Genomic DNA, 24,937 nt, shown 5'->3' on the forward strand with positions numbered 1-24,937 from the left:
ATAACTACGCTACGCTGGTATTTCTAATTCTAAAATTTTAGTCGAATTTCGGATAAAGAAGTCCCAGATGCGATCGCTTCAAAATCGCGATCGAGGTGTAACAGTTTTAAAGTAACTTTAGTTCTGAATTAGTCGCTACTTTTTTGACTCACAGTCCACCAAGCCAAAGCATAAGGTTGAACCGCCTCATTCATCTGACGGCGATAGTAAACGCGAATTTTATAGCGTCCAGTAGCGGGGATCGGGCAAAAAATATGTTCGGCACTATCTTCACTACTGAGGGAAGAACAGGTATTGCGAAGACTACTTTTTTCAGAAGCTGGCATCAGATAAATATCGAGATTATTCAAGCTGCGATCGCGAAAAGTTTCTCCTACATCGTATTTGCCATTTTGGTTGCGGTCATTTAATAAAACCAAACGATCCCAAGCCAAAGTAATCGCTGCATGACTACCTGCAACTAAAGGCTGTTCCAAATAATAGTCTCGGTAGGAATTGACTCTAACCTGACGGTAATCCCAACCAATAGGAGAAACCAAGCTGTCTGGCGAGTTTTGTCCCGCGCTTAACTGTTGATAGGCTCTAAAGGCATTGAGATGTCCCGTACCCATTTGAATATCAAAAGGAATGCGCGGATTTTTATAGGCATCTGAGTCCAGCCAGGTCTGATTTTGTTCGTTGAGTATAGTGCGTTCCATGCCTAGTAAAAGGTTATCTCCTGCATCGCGAATTTTGTCGGCAGAATTTAGCAGGATTGCCTTCATTACTTCATGACGACGAGAATCAAGACTTTTGTTAGCTGAAGTTGCAATTGCGCGATCGCCGTATTCTTGTAAGAGAGCGACAGAAGCCGTAATGTGTGGTGCGGCAAAGCTGGTACCGCTTACCGTTTCTAATTCTCCTTTGCGATTGTAAAGTGAAATTTGGCTTCCGGGAGCTAGCAAACTAATAGCGCGGCGCAGACCCTTATTGATTTCTTTTTTAATAACGCTGCGACCAATTCCTATAGGTAACGCGCTTAAATTGGCAAAATCTACTTTATTAAATAATCCCTGGCGTTTGGTCGTGTATGCTGTAGTAATGCCGTTATAGTTATCGGTAGGAATGGGAATTCCTCCTTTACCCTGATTGCCCGCAATTACGTAGAGAACGTTATGTTTTCGAGCCGACCAGTCAATACATTCAGTTAGTAAAGCTCTTCCGTCTAGAGTTGCAAAATCGCGATCGTCTCGTTCTAAAGATTCACCAAAACTAAAGTTAATTGCTCGAACGTCTCCGCCATTTTGTAGGGCGATGTGCTGGCTGGTCAGACATTCTATAGGCTGTCCGCCTTCTTTGAGAGAACCTACTGCCGAGGCGTAAAGTCTGGCTTTGGGAGCTACTCCCTGTAGGGCTTTATGGTTGGCAATCATCACTTCTGCTACCAAGCCTGCATGTTCGTCAACATTATCGTTAAATTTGGGTTGGAGATCGCGAAAAAAGACCGTGTGTGGTGCAATTAAAAGATCGCCAATGTTTAGTTTGTCAATCCCGAATTTTCCTGGTCTGCCGATCTCAATCTGACCGATACCTATTTTACGTCCGAGTAAATTGTAGGGTTCTTGATGCAGACGGCTAGCCTGAATACCTCGATCGCCAATAGAATCGCCTAGTGCTGTAGCTGGTGCGAGCGCACCAAATGTTGATATAATTACGGTGACACTGCTAAATAGTCGGCTAATTTCTCTAAACTTTATCTTGCTCTCGGTAGTGCGATCGCCAAAGCCGAGCTTCAATTTTTGTCTTTTAACTTGCATTTTTAAATTGTTTATTATCAATCGCAGTTAACTGACATAACATTTGGCTTTTAAGTAGCTCCAATCTGGTTTTCTCTGCTTTATTTAGTGATTGCCGTACCTTTGCCATAAAATACTTGCCAAAAATTGTAGCTTAGGTTAAAAGTATGTCATGTCTGTTTATCAATCGATAAGCTCCAGGTAACAAAGTGTTAGAGCTAGATAGCAGGCGATCGATTTTTCGTTATTTACAAACATCATAACCATAGTAGACAACTCTTAGCGTATGACCAAACAAGTTGCGCATCCGATGATGAAATTGCAGCGCAAAGTATCTTCCTTGATTGATTCCAACATCATCAAACCAGACGATAGCATTAGCAAAATTGCCTTACTATTAGGCAGTGACTGGGCATATTGGAAAAATGAGCTTTTAGAGTTTGATTTTTCCCTCAAAGACCCAATCAAAGAATTGTTAATAGTAGAAGACTGGGATGAAGATTGAAAAAGCTTTTAGCCAGGCTGCTATCGCAGCGAGCCTCGCTGTCTGTTACAAATGCGAGGCTCGGCGCAGGCGCGCCCTGCATAACTATGTAGGGGGATATTTCAACATGTACTCTCCCTAGCCCTTGCCTTAATTCTTCTGTAAAAACTACTAAAGGCAGACGGACAAAGCTTTAAAAAGCTCTTCTGCCGTCTGATAGCGATCTTGAGGTTTGGGTTGACAAGCTATTTTTAGAACCTCAGCCAGAGCTACAGATAGATTGGGAATGCTATCTATATCAAACTCAAATTTATTGCTGCGGTAGCGATAATATTGCATGGGTGTTTTACCAGTTAGCAAAAAGATAATAGTCGTACCAATTCCGTAAATATCTGATTGAATACAGGGTTTACCCCGATACTGTTCTGGTGCGCTATAACCTTCTACACCAATACGAGTATTTAACGAAGTTCCCAACTCTTTTACCGCTCCAAAATCTAGTAGCATCAAGCGGCTATCGAGATTGCGTAACATTAAATTAGCTGGTTTGATATCCCGATGAACTAAAGGCGGATCGAGATTGTGTAAATAAGTCAGAATCTGACAGACTTGCATCATCCATTTAGTAATTCTATCGCGATCTACGGCTCCTCTTTGATAGACAAACTGTTCTAGATTGTGACCGTGAATTAACTCCATAATCAAATACTTATGGTCGTTATCGACAAAAAAGTCATAATATTGAGGAATACCAGGATGGTTTAAAGATTTGAGAATACGTGCTTCTCTCTCAAAAAGTTCTTTAGCTTTGGGAACGCGAATCATATTTGCATTCATCTCTTTGAGAACTAACAGTAAGGGAGCATTTTTGACAGTTCTGTTTTTGTCCCAAACCAAATAAGTAGTTCCCATACCACCTCTACCTAAAGTTTTAAGAATTTGATAGGGACCAACAAAGCGTTCTTCTTCAACCATTGCCGCGCCGCAGTGACGGCAAAAAATGCTGTCGACAGGATTACCGCTATGATCGCAGGTGTCGGTAGATACTTTAGCTGTAGTCGTGCTTTTTGGTTCGGCTACCAAAGCTGATTCGAGTTCAAACTTAAATATAGGTCCATTTTCAGCGAGACGAAGCAAGTTATTATGTTGAAGAATAGCTTCGTCAATTGCAACTTTATCAATCGAGGTTCCATTAGTTCCTCGATTGATTGCCTGCCATTTATCTGTTTCTATTAACCTCAGTTCTAAGTGCTGGCGAGAAACCTGAAAATAGCCATCTAGAACGATATCGTTATTTTGAGCGCGACCGATACGAATGAGAGTTTTCTCTTTGAAATGCCACTGTTGCAAGGGGTGATTGGTTTGCGGTTCTAGAAGAGTTAAGATGACCATATAAAACAGCTAGCTGCAAAGTTGAGGATTTTTCCTCTTAAAATTCTGGCTTTAGTTTGATTTTAATTGAAATGCCCGTAATGTTATCGTGTCCATTATGCTGATTGGCAAGCTCGATTAGTTCGACCAAACCTGCTTCAAGATCGCTTTGAGAGCTAATTAATGGTTCGAGATACTGTTCCCAGTGGTTTTCTACAAAATTGAAATCGCTAAGACCATCACTACATATCAATAACAAACAATCTTCGGTAATTTCTAAAAATTGAATTTCGGGTCTAACATAGCTATTGTCCCTGGGACCTAAAGCCTGAGTTAGCTGATAGGCATCGGGACGACCATAGGCAATATCTACCTCGACTCCTCGATTAATCTCTCTTTGACCTACTTCATGATCGCTAGTCAAAAGTTCCAAGCCATGTTTGCGAGTAAGGCGATAAATACGACTGTCTCCTACATGAGCGATCGCTAACTGACAATCGTGTAATAATGCCATTGCTAAAGTTGTACCCATTCTAGCGCTACCAGAACTGGAGTTATTTATATTGGTTTGATAAATAGTATTGTTAGCAAGTAAAATCCCTGCCTCGATTGTAGCTGCATCGGGTAATTCATCATGCCAATGCGCTCTAAAGTAGTCCAAAATAGATTCTCCAGCCATTGCGCTAGCTACTTCTCCTGCTGCATGTCCTCCCATACCATCACAGACAACGTACAAACCTCGAAAGCTAAAATTTTTTACGCTACTGTTCTCTTGTTTGATAATTGAAGTTTCAATAGCGTAAAAATCTTCGTTGTGCTTTCTTTGCGAACCTACATTAGTACAGCCAGCATCGATAATGCTATCGAGCTGCATCGAATAAATAAGCGTTTCTCGATCGTCAGCATCGTCATCGCGATCGAGTTCATCATCAAAAAAATTATTTTCTTCTGAAGTAATGTGCAATTCTTCTGTGTCTAAATCGGAATCTAGATTTTGCAGTTGAGAACGCAACTGTTCGATTTCTCTAATCTCGCCAGAAGTGACTTGTTTGAAGATTGGGTCGAGTTTTTGGCGGTAATTATCTTCTAAGTTACTCAACCAAGTTTGCCAAGTTCGTACTAAATTTTTGAGACTGGGTGTATCTTGGGGCTTATCTACAAACAGTTGTTGCAAACAAAATGCCCCGTCTTCGTCTACACGTAAATTGGATTCAGTTAACAAACTGCTACTACAGCCAATTTTGCATAGTGGAGTCCATAGTTTGGCAATTTCATCTAGAAACCAAACAACTTGAGCTAGAGGTAATTCTTCGCTAGACCAAAATTCTGTCAACAATTGCCATTGCGAACGATCTTCGATTAGTGTTACGCCTCCATCTACTAGTTGGCAAGCTTCATAAACTTTAGGCACTATAGGTGTGTGCCGTTCTAAAGTTAAGTATGGTAGGGCATGAGATGGAACACTCAAAGAATTCCAAAAATGAGCGAGAGACAAATAAAATCCATTAGAATTAGACTGCAAATTGTCTAGTTTTTCCCTATGCTGTTGGCGTATTGATGCCAAATGAGTTTGTTGCAGGGGTTGTAGATCGATAATTTTTCCTGAAATACAGTCGTTTGGACAGATAGCTTCGGCAAACGTTCGATCTAAATCGTCAAATACATATCGTTGCCAATTTGTATTACTACCTTGTGGCAGGTTAAAAAAATCTGCTAGATTTTGAACTTCTAGTTGAGACTTTTTGCCCTTTTTATGGGTAAGCTCGATAAGTCGCTGGCTGTTTTTAGCGGGTTTAATTATTGCCCATAACATATTTGTTTTTTTATTACCTTTACCATTTTTAGCGATTTCGTCTGTTAAAGAAACTCCACAACTCTGGCAAAAGTTATTAGTGTGTGGATTTTTAGACTTACATTGAGGACAAATTAGCATCTCCAAACTTCCTCTAATTTATTTTTTCGTTATTTAGAATTCAAAATAGATATATCTGTCAAGCATCTAAATTGGGTTATACGATCGACTGATTTTACTCGATCGCCGCTTAAATAAAGAAATATAAAAATATTTGATATAGAGCGGAAAACAATCGCTTTTATAGGTTTCATTACGAAAAAGAATGGTTCAGCCAGAATAAAAGTCATCTAGCGCAATCTTAACTTATAGCATTGTTTTGACAATACCCTAGAGAACATAAAGCCGATCGAATAAATTTCTATGTATAAATATCTATTATTGAAAATAAAAAAGCTAGCCCGATTGCCGTAAATTTACTTACGAAAACTTATCGAAACTAGCAACAATTAAATCGATATTTTTACCGATCTTTAATCAGAGTTAATTCGCCGAGAAACTCGATCGATTACCCAAGTTAAGATGGCTCCTAAAAACAAAATGCCAATGGCGGGATTGAATAAAGGCTGCCAGAGGCGATACCAAAGATCGAAACCCAGAGGAATATCTAAATAGCGTCCGATAACGGCGATCGCAAACCAAACAAAGCCAAATAGCACCAAAAAAACATCGGCGACTAAAAGACGATTTAACCAAATAACTAATTGTTCTTTCATAAAGATGTATATCTAGGTAATTAGACTTACCCTACTTTTACCAGAGTTCGATCTAACTGTTGCTGCCAGGCTATCAAATCTTCTAAAGAGCGATCGCGATATTTGCCGTATCTCTCGCGTTTATTTTTGACTCTGTTGGATAATTGAGGAATAATGCCAAAGTTTGGCGGCATCGGTTGAAAGTGTTTGGCAGAAGCCGAACTAATAAATTCAAATAAGGCACCCATCATAGTTGTTTGAGGCATAATTACGGGAGAGATTCCCAATATAGTTCTAGCGGCATTAGTTCCTGCCAGCCACCCTCCTGCCGTAGCTGCGGTGTAGCCTTCCGTACCGATTAGCTGTCCTGCGGCAAGTAAAGTCGGTCGAGTCTTAAACTGCAAAGTAGAATGCAAAAGATTGGGAGAATTAATAAAAGTGTTGCGGTGCATCACTCCCATACGAACGAACTCGGCAGTTTCCAAACCAGGAATTAGACGGAATACCCGTTTTTGTTCGCCCCAGCGCAAGTTTGTCTGAAAGCCAACTAGATTCCACAACTGTCCTGCTTTGTCTTCCTGACGCAATTGTACTACCGCATAGGGACGCTTATGTTTGTTGGCAGGATCGCGAAAGTCTCCCCAGCGAGGATCGAACAAGCCCACAGGCTTTAAAGGTCCGTAACGCATCGTATCTTCACCCCGTTGCGCCAACTCTTCAATAGGAAGACAGCCTTCAAAAAATTTGGCACTTTCTCGCTCGAAGTCTTTTAATTCGGCAGCTTCGGCGTTACATAACTCCTCTCGGAAGCGCAAATACTGTTCTTTATTCATCGGACAATTAAGATAAGCCGCTTCTCCTTTGTCGTAACGCGAAGCCAAAAAAGCTATGTCGCGATCGATCGACTCGCCTACTACGATGGGACTTGCCGCATCAAAAAAGCTCAGGTATTCCATACCAGTAAACTGCTGTAAATCTTCTGCCAAATCGTGGCTAGTTAGAGGACCCGTTGCTAAAACTACCACACCAGTTTGGGGAATTGACTCAATTTCTTCTCGCCTTAAATCGATGAGGGGATGACTGGCTAAAGTGTGGGTTAAGTCGCTACTAAATACTGCCCGGTCTACAGCTAAAGCCCCTCCTGCTGGTACGGAGTGTTTGTCGGCAGTACGAATAACAATTGAATCCAAATGGCGTAGTTCGGCATGTAGCAACCCCGCAGCGCGATCGCTGGCTAAAGCACCAAAAGAATTACTACAGACTAATTCAGCTAGTTCTTGAGTGTGATGAGCGGGAGAAGACCGCACGGGTCGCATTTCATATAGGGTTACTGGGATTCCCGCCCTAGCAATTTGCCAAGCTGCTTCGGTTCCTGCCAGTCCACCACCGATTACTGTTACTCTGTTGTCAGTCATAGCTGAGATTAGTCAATATATTGTCTTATCTCAGTTTAATTAATTTTGTAGTGTTAAGTAGCGATTGGCTTGTGTCAGCGCGCAGAGCAAGATCGCTTATCGAGCTAAAATAAATCTTGTTTAAAAAAATTACAGTCAATACCGTATTGCGATCGCAATACGGTATCAAACAATTTTTAATTTTTTGCTTCAGAGCTTTTTCCTGTTTTTGGCTCGTTAGCGAAATAAGCCCAGGTTCCGATGCTTACAGCTAATAAATAGCCTAAAGCTAAAACGGCAATCAGAGCGATCGCTGTAGATGTAATAGTCATGGCTGCATCTCCTAATTGAGATTTTTATTTGCATTCATAATTTAGCAATGGTGTCAAGACAATTCAACAATTATTAACGAGTTCGTTAAATCGTTACAGATAGAAATAAAAGACTCAGAATTTTAAAATCCGAACTAAATAATTTGCTGCTTAAAAATATGCTGTCTCACACTTTTAGCACCACGATCCCCAAACGTGCTTTCTTCACTTACTAAATTAAATATTATGAGAGGAGGCTAAAAAGTTTGGCGAAGATGAGAAAAGGCATTATTTCGATCGCTGAAAACAGAGAATCTTGAATTGTTGCTTTTCAGGCGTTCTCTAACTAAAAAAGCAAGTCAAGCTAATAAGCATTCGATAAGTTAGGGGACTAAAGTTAGGGGACTACGCTTTTCGTCAATCGATTTTTGGCTGTAAGCTATAAGCTTTTAAAAATACTTACAGTTTACAGCTTTATTCATATTTAACGTTAGATGATGAGCGCAGAGACTATCAGTTGGCAAATAACATTTTTGCTTAACTTGTCACCAGTGGCTAATGAGTCACCATAGTAATAATTTTTTGTTGCTTGAAACTATTATTTTTCGTCGTATTGGGTAACGCCAGAAAACAAATAAAAATTAATCTTTCTGATTTCACAAGGGGCTGACTTTTGAAAGCCCCACTGTTTTAACTGGTTTCGCTGTCTAACTGAGTTTACTGTACCCCGATCGCTCTGCCACCAGAACCAAAGGTAATAGGAATATCTTCTTTATGCGGTTCCCAACCGACATCAAATCCTTGCGCCCAAGCTTGCTCTCTGGCAGTCCGAAATGCCGAAAAACTGTCAGGTCTGACAATAAAAGCCAGGTAATCTTGTTGTGGATTTAAACCCGCCAAAACTTGATTGAATTCGGATTTTTTTGCAGCTATCTGGTCTTTATTTTCACCTTCTTTAGTGGCAATTGGCTCGTATACCATCGAAAAAGTGCTAGCATTAGTCATTTTGACGTTGTAATATTCAGTTTGAGTCTGAAAATTTATCAAACGATTGGAACGGCTGCTGATACAAGATCGATATTCACTCATCCGTCGTACGTATTCACTAGAACCAGTAAGATCGAACTCATCAGAAAAATCTGGTCGATTGCAATTAGGAAGATTGCCTATGAGCGTCTCAATTTCCTGTTGTACTTTAGCATCATTAAGATATGTAACTTTACCGTCTCTAATCTCAAAAAAACGTGGCTCTTTTGTACTTTTACTTACTATAGGAGTTTTAACAATAGAGTCTGCTTCAACGGCAATTAACGTGACAAACAAGCTAACAAACATTAATACTCCAACAGTATTAGTCAGAATATCTAAAAAAGAGTCGAGATTTTGACTGGGAACGGCAAGTTTGCGCCGTATTCTATTTCTCATAATTTCAAGTGTTATTTATTCTTTAATAGTTAACTTCCAGTTAAAGTCAACTGGTTCGTAACCAATATCAATACCTTCTCCTTCTACCAAATCGCGAATTTGATTGAAGATATCAATACCGTCTGGTCTTAAGGCAACAATTAAATATTCTTTATCTTTATTAGCTTTGACTTGTTGAATGAGTTTTTGTAGGGGCGAATTAGGATCGTTTAGATTGGCTCTAGGAATAAATTCTTCACTTGGATGTAATACTACCCCATCATCGCGACATTCTATATAGCGTGGTGACTTGCTGCGATTTACCCCTCCCTCCTCAGCTTTGGCGACAATAGTTACCTCTTGCTGATTCATAGCTTGAGTTGTAAGTACGATAATCAGTAAAATTAGGGTACCGATAGTACAAGCCAAGATTGAGAGAAAGGGAAATAATTCTACTTCAGTATGTTTGCGAGAAATAGTTTGCCTACGCATAAAAATTTGTTATAGATGAACTAAAGGCTTCGCCCTTAGGGAAGAGATTCGAGAGAAGAAGGAAAAAGAATTGTTGTCCTTTCCTCCTTCGTTTTGACTACTAAAGATCGTCATTGAAAATTTTTGTTCTTTAAAGCCCAGTAAAGATTATTTATTATTACCGTCTTGTTCGACTAGAGTAATACGACGGGGTTTGTTTAACTGCTGGAGAATTGGTTCTAGCTTGCCTAAGTTATCTCTTACTCCTACCAAGACTGTCTCTAATTGAGCCGTTTTTTCTAACGATCGCAGGCTATCATCCAAGCTACTCTGTAAATTTTTAAAATCGCTAAATTTGCTGCTAGCTTGTTCTAAAGCGGCAACTCGATGTTCTAAAGCTTTAGCCGCATTTTCTAATTGATTGCTAATTTCCTGGGTGCGATCGCTCAAATCATTAGCTGTGGCGACGTTTTTACTTCTAATTTCGTCAACAGTAGTTTTAATTTGATAGATCAATTCCTGGCTGGCTTGCTGTTGTTGGGTAAAGAAAGTCATAAACTCCTGACGATCTTGTGTTGCCAGTTCTCTAATTTGAGTAACCCGATCCATTACCTGAGAATTGACATCCTGTACTTTACTAATTTCGGCCATAAATCCTTGAGCCAAAGCCTGGGCTGCCTGTTGAGCATATAATTGTGCTGGTTCCACCAAAGCTTCGGGATTGGGGAAATGTCCGTCAATGGCATCTTTGACGGCGCGGTCTACTGCTGCTTCATCTAAATGTTTGTTTTTATCTCGCAGTCTGGGTAGCAGCTTATCGTTAATAAATACGTCGATTCCCAAGAGCAAGCGAGATTCGTAGCGTTCTACCAGTACCAACGGAATCATCACCACAACACTCAAAAACAAAGCTAGTAGTGTAGTATCGAAAGCAACTGCCAAGCCCCCCGTTACGGTGCCAATTCCTTCTTTAATTTGTTCGACATCGCCCGCTTGTTCGAGGAAACCCGAAAAACCATTAACTGCTTGACTGATACCGATTACCGTACCGATAAATCCTAAAAGAGGAATTGCCCAAACCAAAATCCGAGGAATTGAGTAAGAAGATTCCGAAGCACTTAAGTAAAATGACGAATCATCGAGAGCAAATTCATTAGCTACGGCGCGATCGCCGCTTTGAATATAGGCTTTTAGAATTCGACTACAGCGCATAGCGACCAAGTTTCCATCTTTAGTCAATCTTTCTTGAAAATATTTGACTTCGTGAGACTCTGGCTGGTTTAGGGGTATGTGGTCGGCAATCCAAATTCTATTTAAAGCGCGATATTCATATCTGAGCTTGATATATTTAAGTATGGTTATAGCTGCGACTATTGCTGCTAGGGCTACTGCTACATATTGAGTAAATCCTCGTTCGTAGAAAAGAATACCGAGATAAGTATCTCTAAAAAGTAATAGTATTGCGTAAACCACTACAAAGATCGCCGCCGCCACTCCTAAAACAAATGGTAGATTGATTTCTAACTCTTGACGTTTGGAGCCGCGAACACGGGATTTAGATTTAGAACTAAGCTTATTCATTTTAAATTTATTAGAAATTTATTAGACTGGCTGCTACACTTTACTCGACGACCTCTTAAAATTTGCTAGTCAGCGGTAAACTACCTTCTACGTTCGCGATACGCTTCATGCTAAAAACTTGCGACTGAAATATCTTGAATTACAACGAAGGTTACTATGGTCTACAGATCGAGTTTGACCTACACAACCCTAGCATCGATAAAACGATTGTAAAAAATATCTCAATATTTGCCACTTTTTTTGCTTTTATTGATAGTGCCATACATATATAACGGCTGCCAATTAGAGTCTATAAAGGTTCAATTACCTTAGTCTAGTAAAATTAAAATCTGGGTAAAATATTGGAAATACGTGGCCGAGCTGTTAATTGTTTAAACTGAACATTCTTGAATTAGATAAATAGCAGTTAACCCTGCTCCCTATCTTCCCTGCTCCCAGTCCCCTTACAAGGGTACGTTTTTAACAACTGAATGATTTACTAGTAACACGGGAACGAAAAATCAAGGAGTATAACTTCCTTTAACTCTAAAAACCAGCCTTAATAATTTAATTCTCTAAACCATCTAACTCGCGTGTTACTGGGGTTTAACCAGAGATAGATAAGGTCTATCTAGATAACGGTTTGCTACTTCCAAGATCTTATCGCCTGTAACTTTAGCTATTGCCTCTTGAAAATTGCGGTCGTATTCGACTTTCAAACCTAGAGTTTCGTACCAGCCATAAATTTGAGCTAGTTCGCTGTTGGTTTGCTTGCCTAAAGCATATTGTCCTAAAAGTTTGTTCTTAGCTCCTTGTAGCTCCGCTTCACTAAGCTTGACTTCGCTCAATCGCTTTACTTCATCTCTCAGACCAGCGATCGCAACTTCGATATTCTTTGGCGCAGTCCCCATATAGGTAATAAACGGTGCTGGTTCCAATCTGGTCGGATAAAATGCCGATACATCATAAGCCAAACCGCGTTTTTCCCTCAGTTCGACAAACAGACGACTGGAAAGACCGTTACCCAAATAAGTACTAATTAACTTCAAAACTGGATAGTCGGAGCAATCGACACTAGTTCCCAAATAACCAAGCATCACAATTGCTTGTTGAGTATCTCTTACGATTTCGGCAGTGAAAGGATTGGCGGTTAGAGTAGGGAATTGTGGTTTTGGAAGAGGATTAGTAGGAGCTTTCCAGTCACCAAATACATCTCGAATTAAACTGACTGCTGTGTCTGGAGTAATGCGTCCAGATAGACTAATTACCAGACGATCGGGGCGAAAATAAGTTTGATGGAACTGCTGTAAATCTTGACGTGTTAACTCGGCAACTGAAGACTCCGTCCCTAAAGCTGAAACTCCGTAGGGATGTTCGCCATACATCTGCTGGCGAAGTTGATTAAACGCTACATTAAAGGGCTGTTCCTGTTGCGAACGAATGTTTTGTATAGTTAGTTTGCGCTCTAGTTCTACTTCTGCTGTAGGAAAAGACGGCGATCGCACGATTTCTGCTAATAGCTTTAGCATGGCAGGAAAGTCAGCCGCTACGGTTTTTAAACTGAACAAAAAATAATCTGTTGCCGCATCGGCACCCAGACCCGCACCAATAGATTCTACTTTTTCGGCAATATCTAAGGCTGAAAGTTTTTCCGTCCCTTTAGTAATTACGGCAGAAGTTAAATGAGCGAGTCCCGCGCGATCGCGCTTTTCGGCAATTGTGCCTGCCTGTTTGAAAAAAAAACGACCAGAAATTATATCGGCAGCTTGATTTTCTATAACTATTAGGGTGATGCCATTATCTAATACGAGTTGCTGTAAATGAGGTTCTGCTACTGACAGAGGTTCTTCATTGGTGGTGGGAGCGGTATTTGGCTGACCATTGGTCAATTTTTCGGACATTGTTGCTGGTAATTATCGTTTAACAAGATCTCAAGCTAGTAATAGCATAGCGTTCTGGAGACAGATAGCGTCGGGCGACTGCTCGAAGCTGCACTGCTGATAGTCGCTCGACAATCTGAGGGTAAAGTGCCGAATCTTCAGCGGAAGACACTATATCATAGAATCCATAAATGCCTGCTAACTGGCTGGGAGTCTCCATCGAAAAAATATAGTTATTAATTAGTTGCCGTTTGGCACGGGTTAACTCTAACTCTGATACCAAAAAGTTTTGTAATTGCCATAGGCTGGTACCTAGTAAGCTCTCGACTTCGTTTAGATGTTCTTCTGGTAGCCAGGCGTTAATTGTAAAAATACTTGAATCTTTTTGCAAAGAAAAATCGCTGCAAATATCTAGTACTAGCTGACGCTCTTCTCTAAATTCTCTCACTAAGCGAGAACAGCGACCTCCAGCTAAAATTACCGATAATAAATCTAAAGCGATCGCTTCTTCAAGATCGCTCGCGTTAGGTCCGACCCATCCCATCAATAAACGAGCACATTCGATTATGGGTAGGCGCAATTCCTGGCGGCGAATGGCGGTTGCTGATGGCTCCTCTCGAACTACCTCAAGGGGACATTCTCTAGGTTGGCTAAATTCTGTAAAAGATGATTCTACCAGCGATCGCGCCGTCTGCGATTCTATTCCCCCTATCATTACTACCGTCATATTTTCTGGCTGATAGTATGCTCGATGAAAACAGCGCAGGCGATCGGGTGTATGCTGCATTAATAACTCTTTTTCTCCCAAAATCGAGCGTTTATAGGGATGATGCTGGTAGAGAGTTTGACATAGTGTTTGAAAAGCGATCCAGTCTGGATCGTCATAGCTAGAATGAATTTCTTCTAATACTACATCTCGTTCGCGATCGAATTCCTCGTCTGGGATGCTGGCGTGGAGTAAAATATCTGCCAGACAGGGTAAAGTCTGCTCGATGTGTGCTGTGGCTGTGGTCAAATAAAAATGCGCGTAATCATAGCTAGTAGCAGCATTAGCCATACCGCCAACGTTTTCAATTATCCAGTCGAATTCTCCAGCTTTGAGATTGGGAGAGCCTTTGAAAATAGCATGTTCTAAAAAATGTGCCATTCCAGACCATGCTTCTGGTTCGGCTGTAGTACCAGCCTTAACCCAAACGTCGGCAACTACCACAGGGGTTGCGGGCAAATATTGATGAATTAGAGTTAATCCGTTATCTAACTTGTGAGTTTCGGCTAGAAACCGAACTGTGTTTAAACTTTCTAATAGTCGTGGCATTAACTAGCTACACTTTAGGCAATATAGCTAATAATAACTTTTTCTTAACTAATTATTTTGTTGCTGTAGAGCTAATTTTATTTGAAAACCATGACATTTTTGGTTTAATGGCATACCGCCGCGCCGTCTTACCCTAGTTTACGACCTGGGTTCACCAGGTGGGGATTGGCATTTTCTGCTTCCATTTCCGAGTACTCGCTCGGTATACTTCCACAGAAAACAGTTATTCCCCAAATAAATCAAGCATAGATCGTTAAACTATGCAGGTAGTCACCAACGCGGTAGCATAACCTTTTCTATCTTAATAATTTTTGCGTTTTTGGCAAGTAGGAACGAATCGCGTTTGTCTCTACGGTAAAGATTGAAGGGGCGCGATATTATATGGGAAACATGCAGCAACTAATGAAATTAAGGTGGAGTTAAGACACGCAATCATTGTCTACAAAGCATACGATAGTAACAGCAAACAGTGGGCTGAAAAATGTGCGAAAGAATTAGAAGCACGTCAATGCAAAGTTCTAATGGGACCGAGCGGCATTAGAGACAATCCCTACCCAGTGTTTTTAGCTTCTTCAACGATCGATATCGATCTAGCTATTGTCCTGGGTGGAGACGGTACGGCTTTAGGGGCAGCCAGACAACTTGCACCACAAAATATACCAATCTTGGCAGTTAACGTAGGCGGACACCTGGGTTTTTTGACCGAACCTTTTGAATTGTTTAAAGACACAGAAAAAATGTGGGATCGTTTGGAGTCAGATCTCTATGCCGTTCAAAAACGCATGATGCTGGAGGCACAAATATTTGAGGGCGATCGCAGCAACTCGCAAGCCGTTAGCGAACGTTTTTTTTGTCTCAACGAGATGTGCATTAAGCCTGCTAGCATAGACCGCATGCCTACTTCAATTTTAGAAATGGAAGTAGATGGGGAAGTAGTAGATCAATACAGCGGCGATGGTTTGCTGGTATCGACTCCTACAGGTTCTACAGGCTATACAGTTTCCGCTAATGGACCGATTTTACATCCTGGAATGCTGGCGATTGCCGTAACTCCTATCTGCCCTCTCAGCCTTTCTGGTCGTCCAATTGTCTTACCCCCTGGTAGCATAGTCAGTATTTGGCCTTTTGGCGATCGCGAGGTTAATACCAAACTTTGGACTGATGGAGCTTTAGGAACTACTATCTGGCCGGGACAGAGAGTTCAAGTACGAATGGCAAATTGTCAAGCAAAATTTATTATTATTCGAGAAAGTTATTCTTTCTATCAAACTTTGAGAGAAAAGTTACTATGGGCTGGAACGAGAGTTCATTATGAAAATAATGGTTTAAAGTAATTTTTTTAATAAACACTAATCGTTAATACTTTTAAAACAAATTACAGCGATTGATGAATTACAAAAAGCTATTTTATTTAGCTATAGCTATATTTACTACTGTGTCAATCTGGGTTGTTGATGGTGACATAACATTGGCGCAGTTTGACTATGCCCCCTTTCAAAACTTCTATGGTTTGGAAAACCTACGATTAACTCCTAATTCAGAGAACACTTCAAAAGCTCCAGTAGTAATTGACGGTAGAAGAATATTTTCTGTCAGCCAATCGACAGAACAAAAAGCTGCTGAAAGAGCGGAAAACATCGAAACTAAGCTTAAAAACGCTATTAAATCTTCCGAATCTTTAGAAGTTAGTATAAGACAAGAAAACAACTATCCCGTAATTTATCTCAACGATAACTATTTATTTACTGTTACTAGCGACGATACCCTTGGTAGCGAAACTATTCAAACCAGAGCCGAACAGATCCGTGACGATATCGATTTAGCGATCGCTTTAGCCAGACAAGAAAGAAGCACAGATTATCTTCAACAACGCGGAATTATTGCAGTTGCGATACTATTGGTTGCCCTAATTTTAAGTAGGTTTATCGATCGACTGCAAAAATATCCTTTAAGAACGGCCATAAAAAAAATTATTCCAGGTTTTCCCAACAATGACAGTTCTCAGCCTTCTAGCCTCACTACTTTATACCGCGTCAAATTGGGATTTATTCAATTTATCTTGTGGATAATTACTATCCTGACTATTTCTGAGTTATTTCCTCTGACAAGACAATGGCGATATCGAATCTTCAATCTATTTAATAACTCAGTATTTGATTTCAGCGGCTATGACTTTTCAATTATCGATCTAGTAATTCTGATAGCTTTATTGATTGCCGTCATCATCGGTAGCGGCTATGTCACCAACCTGTTGCGAGTCAAAATTTTACAGGCAACTAGAATCAGTCGCGGTTTGCAAGAGGTAATTTTAATTGTTACTAAATACGGTCTGATTACGATTAGCGTAATTATTTTGCTGCAAGCGTATGGACTGAATTTAAGTTCACTGGCAATAATTGGTAGTGCTTTGGGTGTAGGTATTGGTTTTGGTTTTCAAGATATTGCTAAGAACTTCGGTAGCGGTCTGGTGTTGTTATTCGAGCGCACGATTCAGGTCGGAGATTTTATTCAAGTAGGAGAACATTTAGGAACTGTAGAAAGAGTGGGAGCGCGGAGTATTGTCTTACAAACTTTAGATCGAATTTCGGTTATCGTACCTAATTCACGCTTTTTAACTGACGAAGTAATTAACTGGAGTCATCGCAACTCAGCCGCCAGACTTCACATACCAGTTGGCGTGGCTTACGGTACTGATGTAGATAAATTTAAATTAGCTCTATTAAAGGCAGCAGAGGAACATTTAGAAATTTTGAGCAATCCCAAACCGCAAGTTTTTTTTACTGGCTTTGGTGATAGTTCCCTCGATTTTGAATTGTTAGTTTGGGTAGCTAATCCAAGCATTCAGGTAAGAGTTAAAAGCGATCTTTACTTTAGTATTGAAGCAATTCTTAGAAAGCAAGATATTGAAATCCCTTTTCCTCAAAGAGATTTGCACTTGCGTACTGGTAATTTACCCATAACTCTAACTCCTCAATTAGAAAATCATTTGCTTCATTTACTAAAACGTTGGATTAGCGATCGCCAGACAAATGGCAAGAAATAATTCTTTTTAACCTTCGCTGTTCAATAAAGCACGTGCCATATAAAAACTAGCAATAGATTTACCATCTATTGGTTCGCCAGCTACAATTGCTGCCTCTAGTTCTTCACCACTCATCAATACAACTTCTATATCCTCATCTTCATCTTGTTGGGGAGGTTGTGCCAATTTTTCTAAATCTCGTGCCAAAAAAGCATAGATATATTCGTCGGAGTAACCAGGGGCGAGAATAAACTTACCAAGAGATTGCCACTGATGAGCGCGATAGCCTGTTTCTTCTTCAATCTCTCGTTTTATGGTTTCAGCAGGATCTTCATCTGGTTCGACGGTACCCGCAGGAAACTCTAGCAGTCTACCTTTGACGGTAAATCGATATTGCTTGACCAAAACAAATTTACCCTCTGGGGTAACTGGTACGGCTAAAGCTCCACCTGGATGGCGAATACATTCCCAGTCACCTTCAACACCGTTGGGTAGACGCAGTTTAATTACTTCGTAGTCAAATTTACGTCCTTTATAAAATAGCTTGCGTTGCAGAATTTCTGAGGGTTCGTTACTTACTGACATATGTGAGTTTGAAGTTAGTGGTTAGTAGTTAAGCAGTAAAACGATCGAAAGTGAGAAAATTTGGTTTTTTCCTTTGTCAGATTTATGTCGATCATTGTGTTGGGGGAAACTTTAATATTAAGAATATCATTACTCTACTCAACCGTATTTTTCGACTCCTGTAGCGTCTACTCGTCGGGCAAGTTGAGCGATCGCTTTTTGGGAAACTGGTTCGATCCAGTCTGGAGCAATTTCTGCTAGAGGAATTAACACAAAAGCTCTTTCGTTCATTCTGGGATGGGGAATTGTCAGATTAGGATGCTCTAAAATCAAATCTTCGTATAGTAACAAATCTAAATCTAGAGTTCTGGCTCCCCATTTTTCAGTTCTCACTCGTCCAAACTGAAGTTCGATCGCCTGGATAAGAGTTAATAACTCTTCTGGAGTTTGGTCTACCTGCAACAGCGCACAACCATTGAGATAGTCTGGTTGAGGCGTAGGCGTTCCTACTGGTTTGGTTCGATACCAGCTAGAAGTAGCTTTCAAATCTATGCCAGGAGTTTGGGATAGTACTGCTAAAGAAGTTTTTAAAGTATTGAGGGAATCACCTAAATTACTACCTAGAGCGATCGCACATTTAGCCATTACTAATAAAATAATTTGTATTTTTTAGTTAGATTAGCAGACTACAGAAAACTAATTGACATAACTATACTCGGCGATCGCTTTATTAAATTCTAAAAATTTAATTTAGATATTTCCTAAATAAAACTCTTTACTTAGCGATTGCCAAACAAGATATTAAAGTACATACAGCAATTTTTAGTTGGATGAGGTTCGTTTTGGATTAGTCAGGCACTAGGCACCAGGGGGTCAGCGATTCTCGTTTGGTATAAATTTGTACTCAATTAATATGAAAATTGCTGTGATTGCTAACTCAAATGCTTTCAAAGTCATAGCAACTAAAAGCTTTGAGCCAATAAAAAGTCATTTTGCGCAGTTCTAGCGATTGTAAGATTTTGTTCTCCTGCATCGATAATGTTTCCGCTTTGAGTCGGATCGAAACTCCAGCTGATAATTTCTCCTGTACCGCGATTGACTCCATAAAGATTTCCATCAGGACCAGTCGATATTTGAGTCAGACCACCAACGTTATCTTGAAAAGTATTAACCTCAACATTACCATTTTCAAAAGTTAGATAGCGTACTGTACTATCACCAAAGTCACTAAAAAATAAAGCATCATCGTAGACATCAGGGAAAGTATCGCCAGTATAAAAATCTCCCATAATAATTGCCACAGCACCATCACTGTGATTGCGAGCATAAAGCGGTGTGGTTACAGATTCTCCACTCTCATAAAAAGCCTGTGCTTCTGGTAGAGTTTGATACTCATTTTGCTGCAAGCTTTCTTCATTGCCACCTTCATAGTAGGGCCAGCCAAAGTTAGCACCAGCACCTGTATTAATTTCTTCCCAAGTCTTCCAGCCTACATCGCCAATATATGGTTCGTTGGTATCAGGATCGATGGTAAAACGAAACGGATTGCGTAAGCCATAGCTATATACTTTAGAGCGATTGCTATCGGGATTACCATCATAAAATGGATTGTCAGACAAACCATCTCCAGTAAGAGGATCTACGCGTAAAATTTTACCCGAAAGATTATCAATATCTTGAACGCGAACGCTGCGGGGATCGACCTGATTATAGGAAGTTCCATCACCATTGCTGATAAATAAAGAACCATCAGTTCCAAAACGCAAGGCACCTACAGAATGGGATTCGCTATCGGTAGCTAAATAGTCCTGAATATTTTCGCCTTCTGGAGTAATTCCCGACGGAGGAATATCAAAATCATTGGTACTGTTGGCATCGGGACGACTAATATTTTCCCAGGTGCTGTTGGCTCCCGCAATCACGACTTCGCTATTAGGTAGAGCAGTAGTAAAATCAGTACTAGGATCGGCTTCGATCCTGATGACGCGAGAAGGACGATTGCCATTACCGTCGGGTCCTGCCAAACCAGTATTTCCCTGTGCTTCAGGTGGATCGTAGGTAAAAGCCAAATAAACATAGGGTTGGTTGGGGAAATCTGGATGAACGGCTAATCCCAATAAACCACGATCTCTGGTATTGTTAACTTGTTCTGAAATATCGATAAACGGCGTTGCCGCTAAAGAGCCATTTTCGATTAAACGCACTATTCCAATTTGTTGTGCTACAAACAAGCTTTCACCATTGGGTGTCCAGTCAATTGCGGTTGGCTGATTTAGTCCCGAAGCAAAGGTTTCGAGAACAAAGGCACCAAGATCGTTATCGAGAATATCGACTGCCAGATCTTCTAAGGTAAAACCATCAAAAGTATTGTCTTCACTACTGACACTATGGCTAATCGTTCCTTGATGATTGCCTTCTTGTAGATCGTCATCAATTGCGCTCACGCTGACTGTTTGAGCTTCGTTCCAGTTATCGGGAGTAAAGGTAAGAGTCGCAACATCAGTGCTAACCTGGTCATCGGTGGTAATATCTACCGTAACGTTACTATTTGGTTGACTGCCTAGAGTAATGCTGTAACTATCGCTACCCCCTGCTTCGCTAACTTGAGTGTTGCTTTCAGTTTCCTCTAAAATTACCGCATCTACAGGAGTTTCGTTGTCATTAATGGTAATGCGTGCGGTTCTGGGTGCATCGAGCGTGCCATTACCTGTAACACTATCAATAGTTAAACTAAAGGTTTCTTCTGGATCTACTGTTTCATCATCGATGATTGGAACGGTGATATTTTGGCTGCTTTCTCCTGGAGCAAAAGTTAACGTTCCCTCCGTAGCAGTAAAGTCTTCTCCTGCGATCGCCGTTTCAGCAAAAGTTTGATAGTTTACCGAAACGGTTTGCTGTAGATTACCAGTTCGTACTACGGGAATATCAACCGTACCAGCAGCTTCATTGACTGTAAAAATACTGTTGCCTAAAGCTAAAATGCTAGGCTCAGAATTGACGGGAATGAATTCGAGATAGTCAACTCTTGCTGGTTCAAACCATCTCTCTCTGCCTGTAAGGGTAAAATTATCACCTTGGTTAACAGTTATACCCGCAGCAATTTCTCTGGTAGTTGCGGTTGTCGAATTTGCTCCACCGCTAGGAAAATTGCGATTGAGTCTCCAACTGTCTAAAACGTTATCGTTTTGCTTGACTTCAAGTCTTGAAATACCGTCATTCTCGTCATAGTAACCAACAACTATATCGTACTCTCCAGAAGCTCCTTCAAAACTAAATGAAGCAGTTCCAGTTTGAAAAATCCAGCCACCAGCTAAACTAATTAATTCTCCACCCGATGCCGAACCATTGGCTTCAATACGATAGGTGTCGAGAGACATCGATTCAGCTTCTACGATAAATGTTTCGACCATGACCGTTTTAATGTATACAAATATACAGTTTGGCTTGAAAGCTTTACAAGCCTTATGACTGCTTAATTTAAATGATAAATATTGCTATTTATATTAGTATATTTACGGAGCACATCTTAATAAAATAGAACATACACAATTAGAAAATTAAATTGCAGGCAATCCCTATTTTTTGTTTTCCTTTGCCTGTTTCCTATGGTTGAAACTTGGCGTAAGTTCTAAAATACTTAAAACCGACATTCCGCAGAAATAAAAAAATAACTGAATAATTATCGGAAGAATCAAGTCTGGATATCAAATCAAGTTAAATTAAAGAAAAAGTTGATGGTATGTTAAAAATCATGACACCATCAACAGCAGAAGTAAAAGTTAAAGACCTAAATCACTGTGGAATAATCGCAGGAATAATTGATGAAATTGGGCTAGTAGAGGAAATAGACAAAATTATCGCTTCTCATGGCAACCAAAAAGTAACAACAGGGCAAGCAGTGAAAGCCATGATTATCAATGGCTTGGGCATGATTAGCTCTCCATTATATCTGTTCCCAAAATTCTTTGAGGGTAAAGCTACAGAACATTTACTGGGGGAAGGAATATTACCAGAACATCTTAATGACGATATGATGTGAAACTAATTCCACATTTTAGTCACGGCAAATCTGGTAGACCCCCTCAAAATCAACTCCCAACTCAGGTTCATTACCAAATTGATGCTAGTTTGATTCCTAATCTAAATGCTATTGCTCTAGAAGAACGAAAAGCAGGAAGATTTATTCTGGCAACTAATGTCTTGGACAAACATCAGTTGAGCAATGACCAATTGTTGATTGAGTATAAAGCACAACAATCTACTGAGCGAGGTTTTCGATTTCTCAAAGAGCCTTTGTTCTTTACCAGTAGTGTTTTTCTTAAATCCCCAAAACGGATTGCTGCTTTGGCAATAGTTATGGGCTTATCTCTTTTAGTTTATAGTCTGGGTCAACGTGCTTTACGACTAGCTTTGGCAACCGCAGGGCAAACTATTCCTAATCAGTTGGGCAAACCGACTACTTCCCCTACTCTACGTTGGGTTTTTCAATGCTTTATGTCGGTTCATCTTGTTTCCTTCGGTGGAGTCAAACAAATTAGTAATCTTACTAGTGAACGAAGTCACATTCTTCAGTTTTTTAATTCCTATTGTCGTCAATATTATCTGCTCTCTTAAACTTTTCTGCGGAATGTCGGTTAAAATAAGTCTCACGTATTAGGTGCAACGCTCAATTTTTAACTCTACTGCTATTTACTGTGTTTTAAAGCGTATTCTTTAAATCTTTCTAAATCTGCTTGTACCGTAGATTTGACAATATCGCCCAAAAACCAATTATCCATTAACCTGCCTAGAATGCCAGGGATTGCATAGGAAAAAGTCATTTTAACTATACTTTTGCCGTGGCGATCGTAAAAGCGAATCGCGCCTCGATTGGGCAAACCGTCTACTGATTCCCATTCAATTATTTGTTCGGGTACGACTTGCAGTATGCGAGATAGCCAAGTGAAGTTAAAACCACCCGAAGCCAATTTCCAGCGAGATAGTTCGGGATTGTCTTCTAAAATTGTCACCGAATCGATCCACTTCATCCAACGCGGCATTTGTTCTAAATCCGACCACATACCCCATACTTCCTCGATGGGAACGTCTACTTCTACTTGTACGGTATGTTCTAACCAATCTGTCATGATTTTGTAAGGATGCGAGTTGAATGAAGCAAAGTTTTCTGAATCTTAACTTTAAATTTTAAACTGCTACGGGCTTAAGTTTCTCGGCGTTTTCTAAAATAGCTCTGGCAGCCTGTTTGCCCGAAAGAGTTGCCCCTTCCATACTGTCGATATAGTCTTGTTGGGTATAGCTACCAGCCAAGAAGAAGTTAGGAATGGGAGTTTTTTGAGCGGGACGATACAGATCCATGCCAGGGGCTTCGCGATATAAAGATTGGGCGAGTTTAACTACACTGTACCAGGTCATGTTCAATTCTTTAGAAGAGGGAAAGAGTTGACGTACCTGTTCCAGAACGTGATAAGCAATAGTCTCATTATTTTCTTTGATAAAAGGATCTCCTGGAGTCAAGACTAATTGAAGTAAAGAACCCTGTCCTGCCCTGTAGTAATCCCCTGGGCTAGCTAAAGCTAGATCGGCAAAACAAGAAAAATCGGCATCGGGAGTATAGAGTAAATTATCGATACCTGCGGCGGCAGCTAGCTGTTTTCTCTGACTAGCATCTTGTAGTTCTGTTACCCAACCATCAAAACGCAACTGTACTGTAGCGACGGGGACGGCATCTAACTTGTAGATATTGTCAAATTCCGACCATTTGCGCCACTCTGGAGGTAAAACTTTCTTAATTCCGGGAACATCACAGGCAAAAACATAGGCATCTGCAGTAATTGTCTCTTCTGTTTCTCCGTCAGCAACAACTATACCCGTTACTTTGATAGTGTCTCCCAACTCATTAAATAAAATTTTTCTTACGCGACGACGAGTATGAATCTTGGTGCCTCTAGCGGTTAGATATTCTACGATCGGCTTGTGTAAATATTCACTAGGAGAACCTTCTAGCATCCGCAGAACTGAGGCTTCAGTTTTGGTAGCGAAAAACTGAAAAATGGTCAGCATACAGCGAGCGGAAATATTTTCTGTGTTGATAAAGCCCAAAGCATAAGCAATGGGATCCCACATTTTTCTCAAGCTACCATTGTTACCGCCATGAGAGCGAAACCAGTCGGCAAAGCTAACCGAATCTAAATCACGAATGGTTTTCATCGCTCCTTCGGAGTCTAGCAAAGCTCTAACTATGGGGCTAGTTCCCAATGCTAAGGAATTAGCCATTTTATCTACCGCAGAAAGCTGAGAGGTGGTAAAAAAGGCTTTCAAACCGTTAAAAGGCGCACCTGTTAGAAAGCGAAAATCTAGTTCGCCAACTCTGCCTCCTTTATTGATAAAAGTATGAGTATGCTCTTTGAGACGCAAATTATCGATCGCCCCAACTTTTTTCATCAGTTCAAACAGATTGTAGTAGCAGCCAAAAAAGACGTGTAGCCCCATTTCTAAATGATTGCCGTCTTTGTCTATCCAGCTACCTACTTTGCCACCTACAAAAGGGCGCGATTCAAAAATTTCTACTTCAGCACCAGCATCAGCTAATTCAATAGCCGTGGTCATTCCTGCTAGACCTGCACCTACGATTGCTACACGCATTAAATTCGTTATCTATTACTTCAAGATTGGCGAAGTGAACCCCAGCCCTGTATCACAGCGCGTTCCCTTGCGTCTTACGCCGAACAGCCTCTGAAAGAGGCAAGCGACGCTTAGTCGCGTCTTTGGGCGTATCCGCCCTGTGGGTTGCTGCTCCGTTTTACGGCAGGGTACTATTCACTTTACATATTGTAATAGAT

General features: G+C 40.5%; 19 protein-coding genes, 1 other RNA gene and 1 pseudogene. 4 read left to right on the top strand and 17 right to left on the bottom strand.

Annotation, left to right across the window (positions count from 1 at the left end; all coding sequences use genetic code 11):
• Nucleotides 1–128: 128 nt before the first annotated feature.
• The gene (locus KV40_RS08565; protein WP_081942809.1) at nt 129–1,796 is read right to left on the bottom strand and encodes a S8 family serine peptidase; all 1,668 of its coding nucleotides are present in this window, start codon (nt 1,794–1,796) and stop codon (nt 129–131) included.
• A 265-nt stretch (nt 1,797–2,061) separates the two neighbouring features.
• Here KV40_RS08565 and KV40_RS08570 point away from each other — a divergent pair, with 265 nt between their 5' ends.
• Nucleotides 2,062–2,280, top strand: coding sequence for a DUF4327 family protein (locus KV40_RS08570; protein WP_036479926.1), 219 nt, complete (start codon nt 2,062–2,064; stop codon nt 2,278–2,280).
• Nucleotides 2,281–2,430: 150 nt separating this feature from the next.
• On the opposite strand, the gene KV40_RS08575 is transcribed toward KV40_RS08570, so the two are convergent.
• The 11 genes from KV40_RS08575 to ssrS form a co-directional block, all read right to left on the bottom strand.
• The gene (locus KV40_RS08575) at nt 2,431–3,651 is read right to left on the bottom strand and encodes an FHA domain-containing serine/threonine-protein kinase (protein ID WP_036479928.1); all 1,221 of its coding nucleotides are present in this window, start codon (nt 3,649–3,651) and stop codon (nt 2,431–2,433) included.
• 37 nt (nt 3,652–3,688) lie between these two features.
• The gene (locus KV40_RS08580; protein ID WP_036479931.1) at nt 3,689–5,563 is read right to left on the bottom strand and encodes a serine/threonine phosphatase; all 1,875 of its coding nucleotides are present in this window, start codon (nt 5,561–5,563) and stop codon (nt 3,689–3,691) included.
• 392 nt (nt 5,564–5,955) lie between these two features.
• Entirely contained in the window at nt 5,956–6,198 is a 243-nt protein-coding gene (locus KV40_RS08585; protein WP_036479934.1) for a hypothetical protein, read from the bottom strand.
• 26 nt (nt 6,199–6,224) lie between these two features.
• Nucleotides 6,225–7,592 (bottom strand): FADH(2)-oxidizing methylenetetrahydrofolate--tRNA-(uracil(54)-C(5))-methyltransferase TrmFO, encoded by a 1,368-nt coding sequence (gene trmFO, locus KV40_RS08590; protein ID WP_036479937.1) that lies wholly within the window; start codon nt 7,590–7,592, stop codon nt 6,225–6,227.
• 176 nt (nt 7,593–7,768) lie between these two features.
• Nucleotides 7,769–7,903, bottom strand: coding sequence for a hypothetical protein (locus KV40_RS36945; RefSeq protein ID WP_256381112.1), 135 nt, complete (start codon nt 7,901–7,903; stop codon nt 7,769–7,771).
• Between the two features lie 696 nt (nt 7,904–8,599).
• The gene (locus tag KV40_RS08595) at nt 8,600–9,307 is read right to left on the bottom strand and encodes a hypothetical protein (RefSeq protein WP_036479939.1); all 708 of its coding nucleotides are present in this window, start codon (nt 9,305–9,307) and stop codon (nt 8,600–8,602) included.
• A 15-nt stretch (nt 9,308–9,322) separates the two neighbouring features.
• On the bottom strand, nt 9,323–9,778 hold the full coding sequence (locus tag KV40_RS08600) for a hypothetical protein (protein ID WP_036479942.1): 456 nt from the start codon (nt 9,776–9,778) through the stop codon (nt 9,323–9,325).
• Between the two features lie 147 nt (nt 9,779–9,925).
• Nucleotides 9,926–11,338: a MotA/TolQ/ExbB proton channel family protein gene (locus KV40_RS08605; protein WP_036479944.1), complete on the bottom strand. Its 1,413-nt coding sequence runs from the start codon at nt 11,336–11,338 to the stop codon at nt 9,926–9,928.
• Nucleotides 11,339–11,913: 575 nt separating this feature from the next.
• Nucleotides 11,914–13,218: a pitrilysin family protein gene (locus KV40_RS08610; protein WP_081942810.1), complete on the bottom strand. Its 1,305-nt coding sequence runs from the start codon at nt 13,216–13,218 to the stop codon at nt 11,914–11,916.
• Between the two features lie 19 nt (nt 13,219–13,237).
• Nucleotides 13,238–14,512 (bottom strand): pitrilysin family protein, encoded by a 1,275-nt coding sequence (locus KV40_RS08615; protein WP_036479946.1) that lies wholly within the window; start codon nt 14,510–14,512, stop codon nt 13,238–13,240.
• Nucleotides 14,513–14,620: 108 nt separating this feature from the next.
• Nucleotides 14,621–14,803, bottom strand: a non-coding RNA gene (gene ssrS, locus KV40_RS33270) — 6S RNA.
• 122 nt (nt 14,804–14,925) lie between these two features.
• Here ssrS and KV40_RS08620 point away from each other — a divergent pair.
• Both KV40_RS08620 and KV40_RS08625 read left to right on the top strand, forming a co-directional pair.
• Complete coding sequence (locus tag KV40_RS08620; protein WP_036479948.1) at nt 14,926–15,846, top strand: NAD(+) kinase; 921 nt, start codon at nt 14,926–14,928, stop codon at nt 15,844–15,846.
• A gap of 101 nt (nt 15,847–15,947) precedes the next feature.
• Nucleotides 15,948–17,555 (top strand): mechanosensitive ion channel family protein, encoded by a 1,608-nt coding sequence (locus KV40_RS08625; RefSeq protein WP_172657254.1) that lies wholly within the window; start codon nt 15,948–15,950, stop codon nt 17,553–17,555.
• Nucleotides 17,556–17,561: 6 nt separating this feature from the next.
• Here the strand turns inward: KV40_RS08625 and KV40_RS08630 are convergent, their stop codons facing one another.
• The 3 genes from KV40_RS08630 to KV40_RS08640 all read right to left on the bottom strand — a co-directional run bounded on the left by KV40_RS08630 (nt 17,562) and on the right by KV40_RS08640 (nt 21,508).
• The gene (locus KV40_RS08630) at nt 17,562–18,119 is read right to left on the bottom strand and encodes an NUDIX hydrolase (protein WP_036479951.1); all 558 of its coding nucleotides are present in this window, start codon (nt 18,117–18,119) and stop codon (nt 17,562–17,564) included.
• Between the two features lie 138 nt (nt 18,120–18,257).
• Nucleotides 18,258–18,743 carry a 2-amino-4-hydroxy-6-hydroxymethyldihydropteridine diphosphokinase gene (folK, locus tag KV40_RS08635; RefSeq protein ID WP_036479954.1) on the bottom strand — a complete coding sequence of 162 codons (486 nt, stop codon included), beginning with the start codon at nt 18,741–18,743 and terminating at the stop codon, nt 18,258–18,260.
• 317 nt (nt 18,744–19,060) lie between these two features.
• Nucleotides 19,061–21,508, bottom strand: coding sequence for a PQQ-dependent sugar dehydrogenase (locus tag KV40_RS08640; RefSeq protein ID WP_052055483.1), 2,448 nt, complete (start codon nt 21,506–21,508; stop codon nt 19,061–19,063).
• A gap of 341 nt (nt 21,509–21,849) precedes the next feature.
• On the opposite strand from KV40_RS08640, the pseudogene KV40_RS08650 reads away from it, so the two are divergent.
• Nucleotides 21,850–22,712, top strand: a pseudogene (locus KV40_RS08650) (IS1634 family transposase).
• A 71-nt stretch (nt 22,713–22,783) separates the two neighbouring features.
• Here KV40_RS08650 and KV40_RS08655 read toward each other — a convergent pair.
• Entirely contained in the window at nt 22,784–23,224 is a 441-nt protein-coding gene (locus tag KV40_RS08655; protein ID WP_036479957.1) for an SRPBCC family protein, read from the bottom strand.
• Nucleotides 23,225–23,282: 58 nt separating this feature from the next.
• Nucleotides 23,283–24,740: a 9,9'-di-cis-zeta-carotene desaturase gene (gene zds, locus KV40_RS08660; protein ID WP_036479960.1), complete on the bottom strand. Its 1,458-nt coding sequence runs from the start codon at nt 24,738–24,740 to the stop codon at nt 23,283–23,285.
• Nucleotides 24,741–24,937 lie beyond the last annotated feature (197 nt).

The organism is Myxosarcina sp. GI1 (genome assembly GCF_000756305.1).
Taxonomy (GTDB): domain Bacteria; phylum Cyanobacteriota; class Cyanobacteriia; order Cyanobacteriales; family Xenococcaceae; genus Myxosarcina.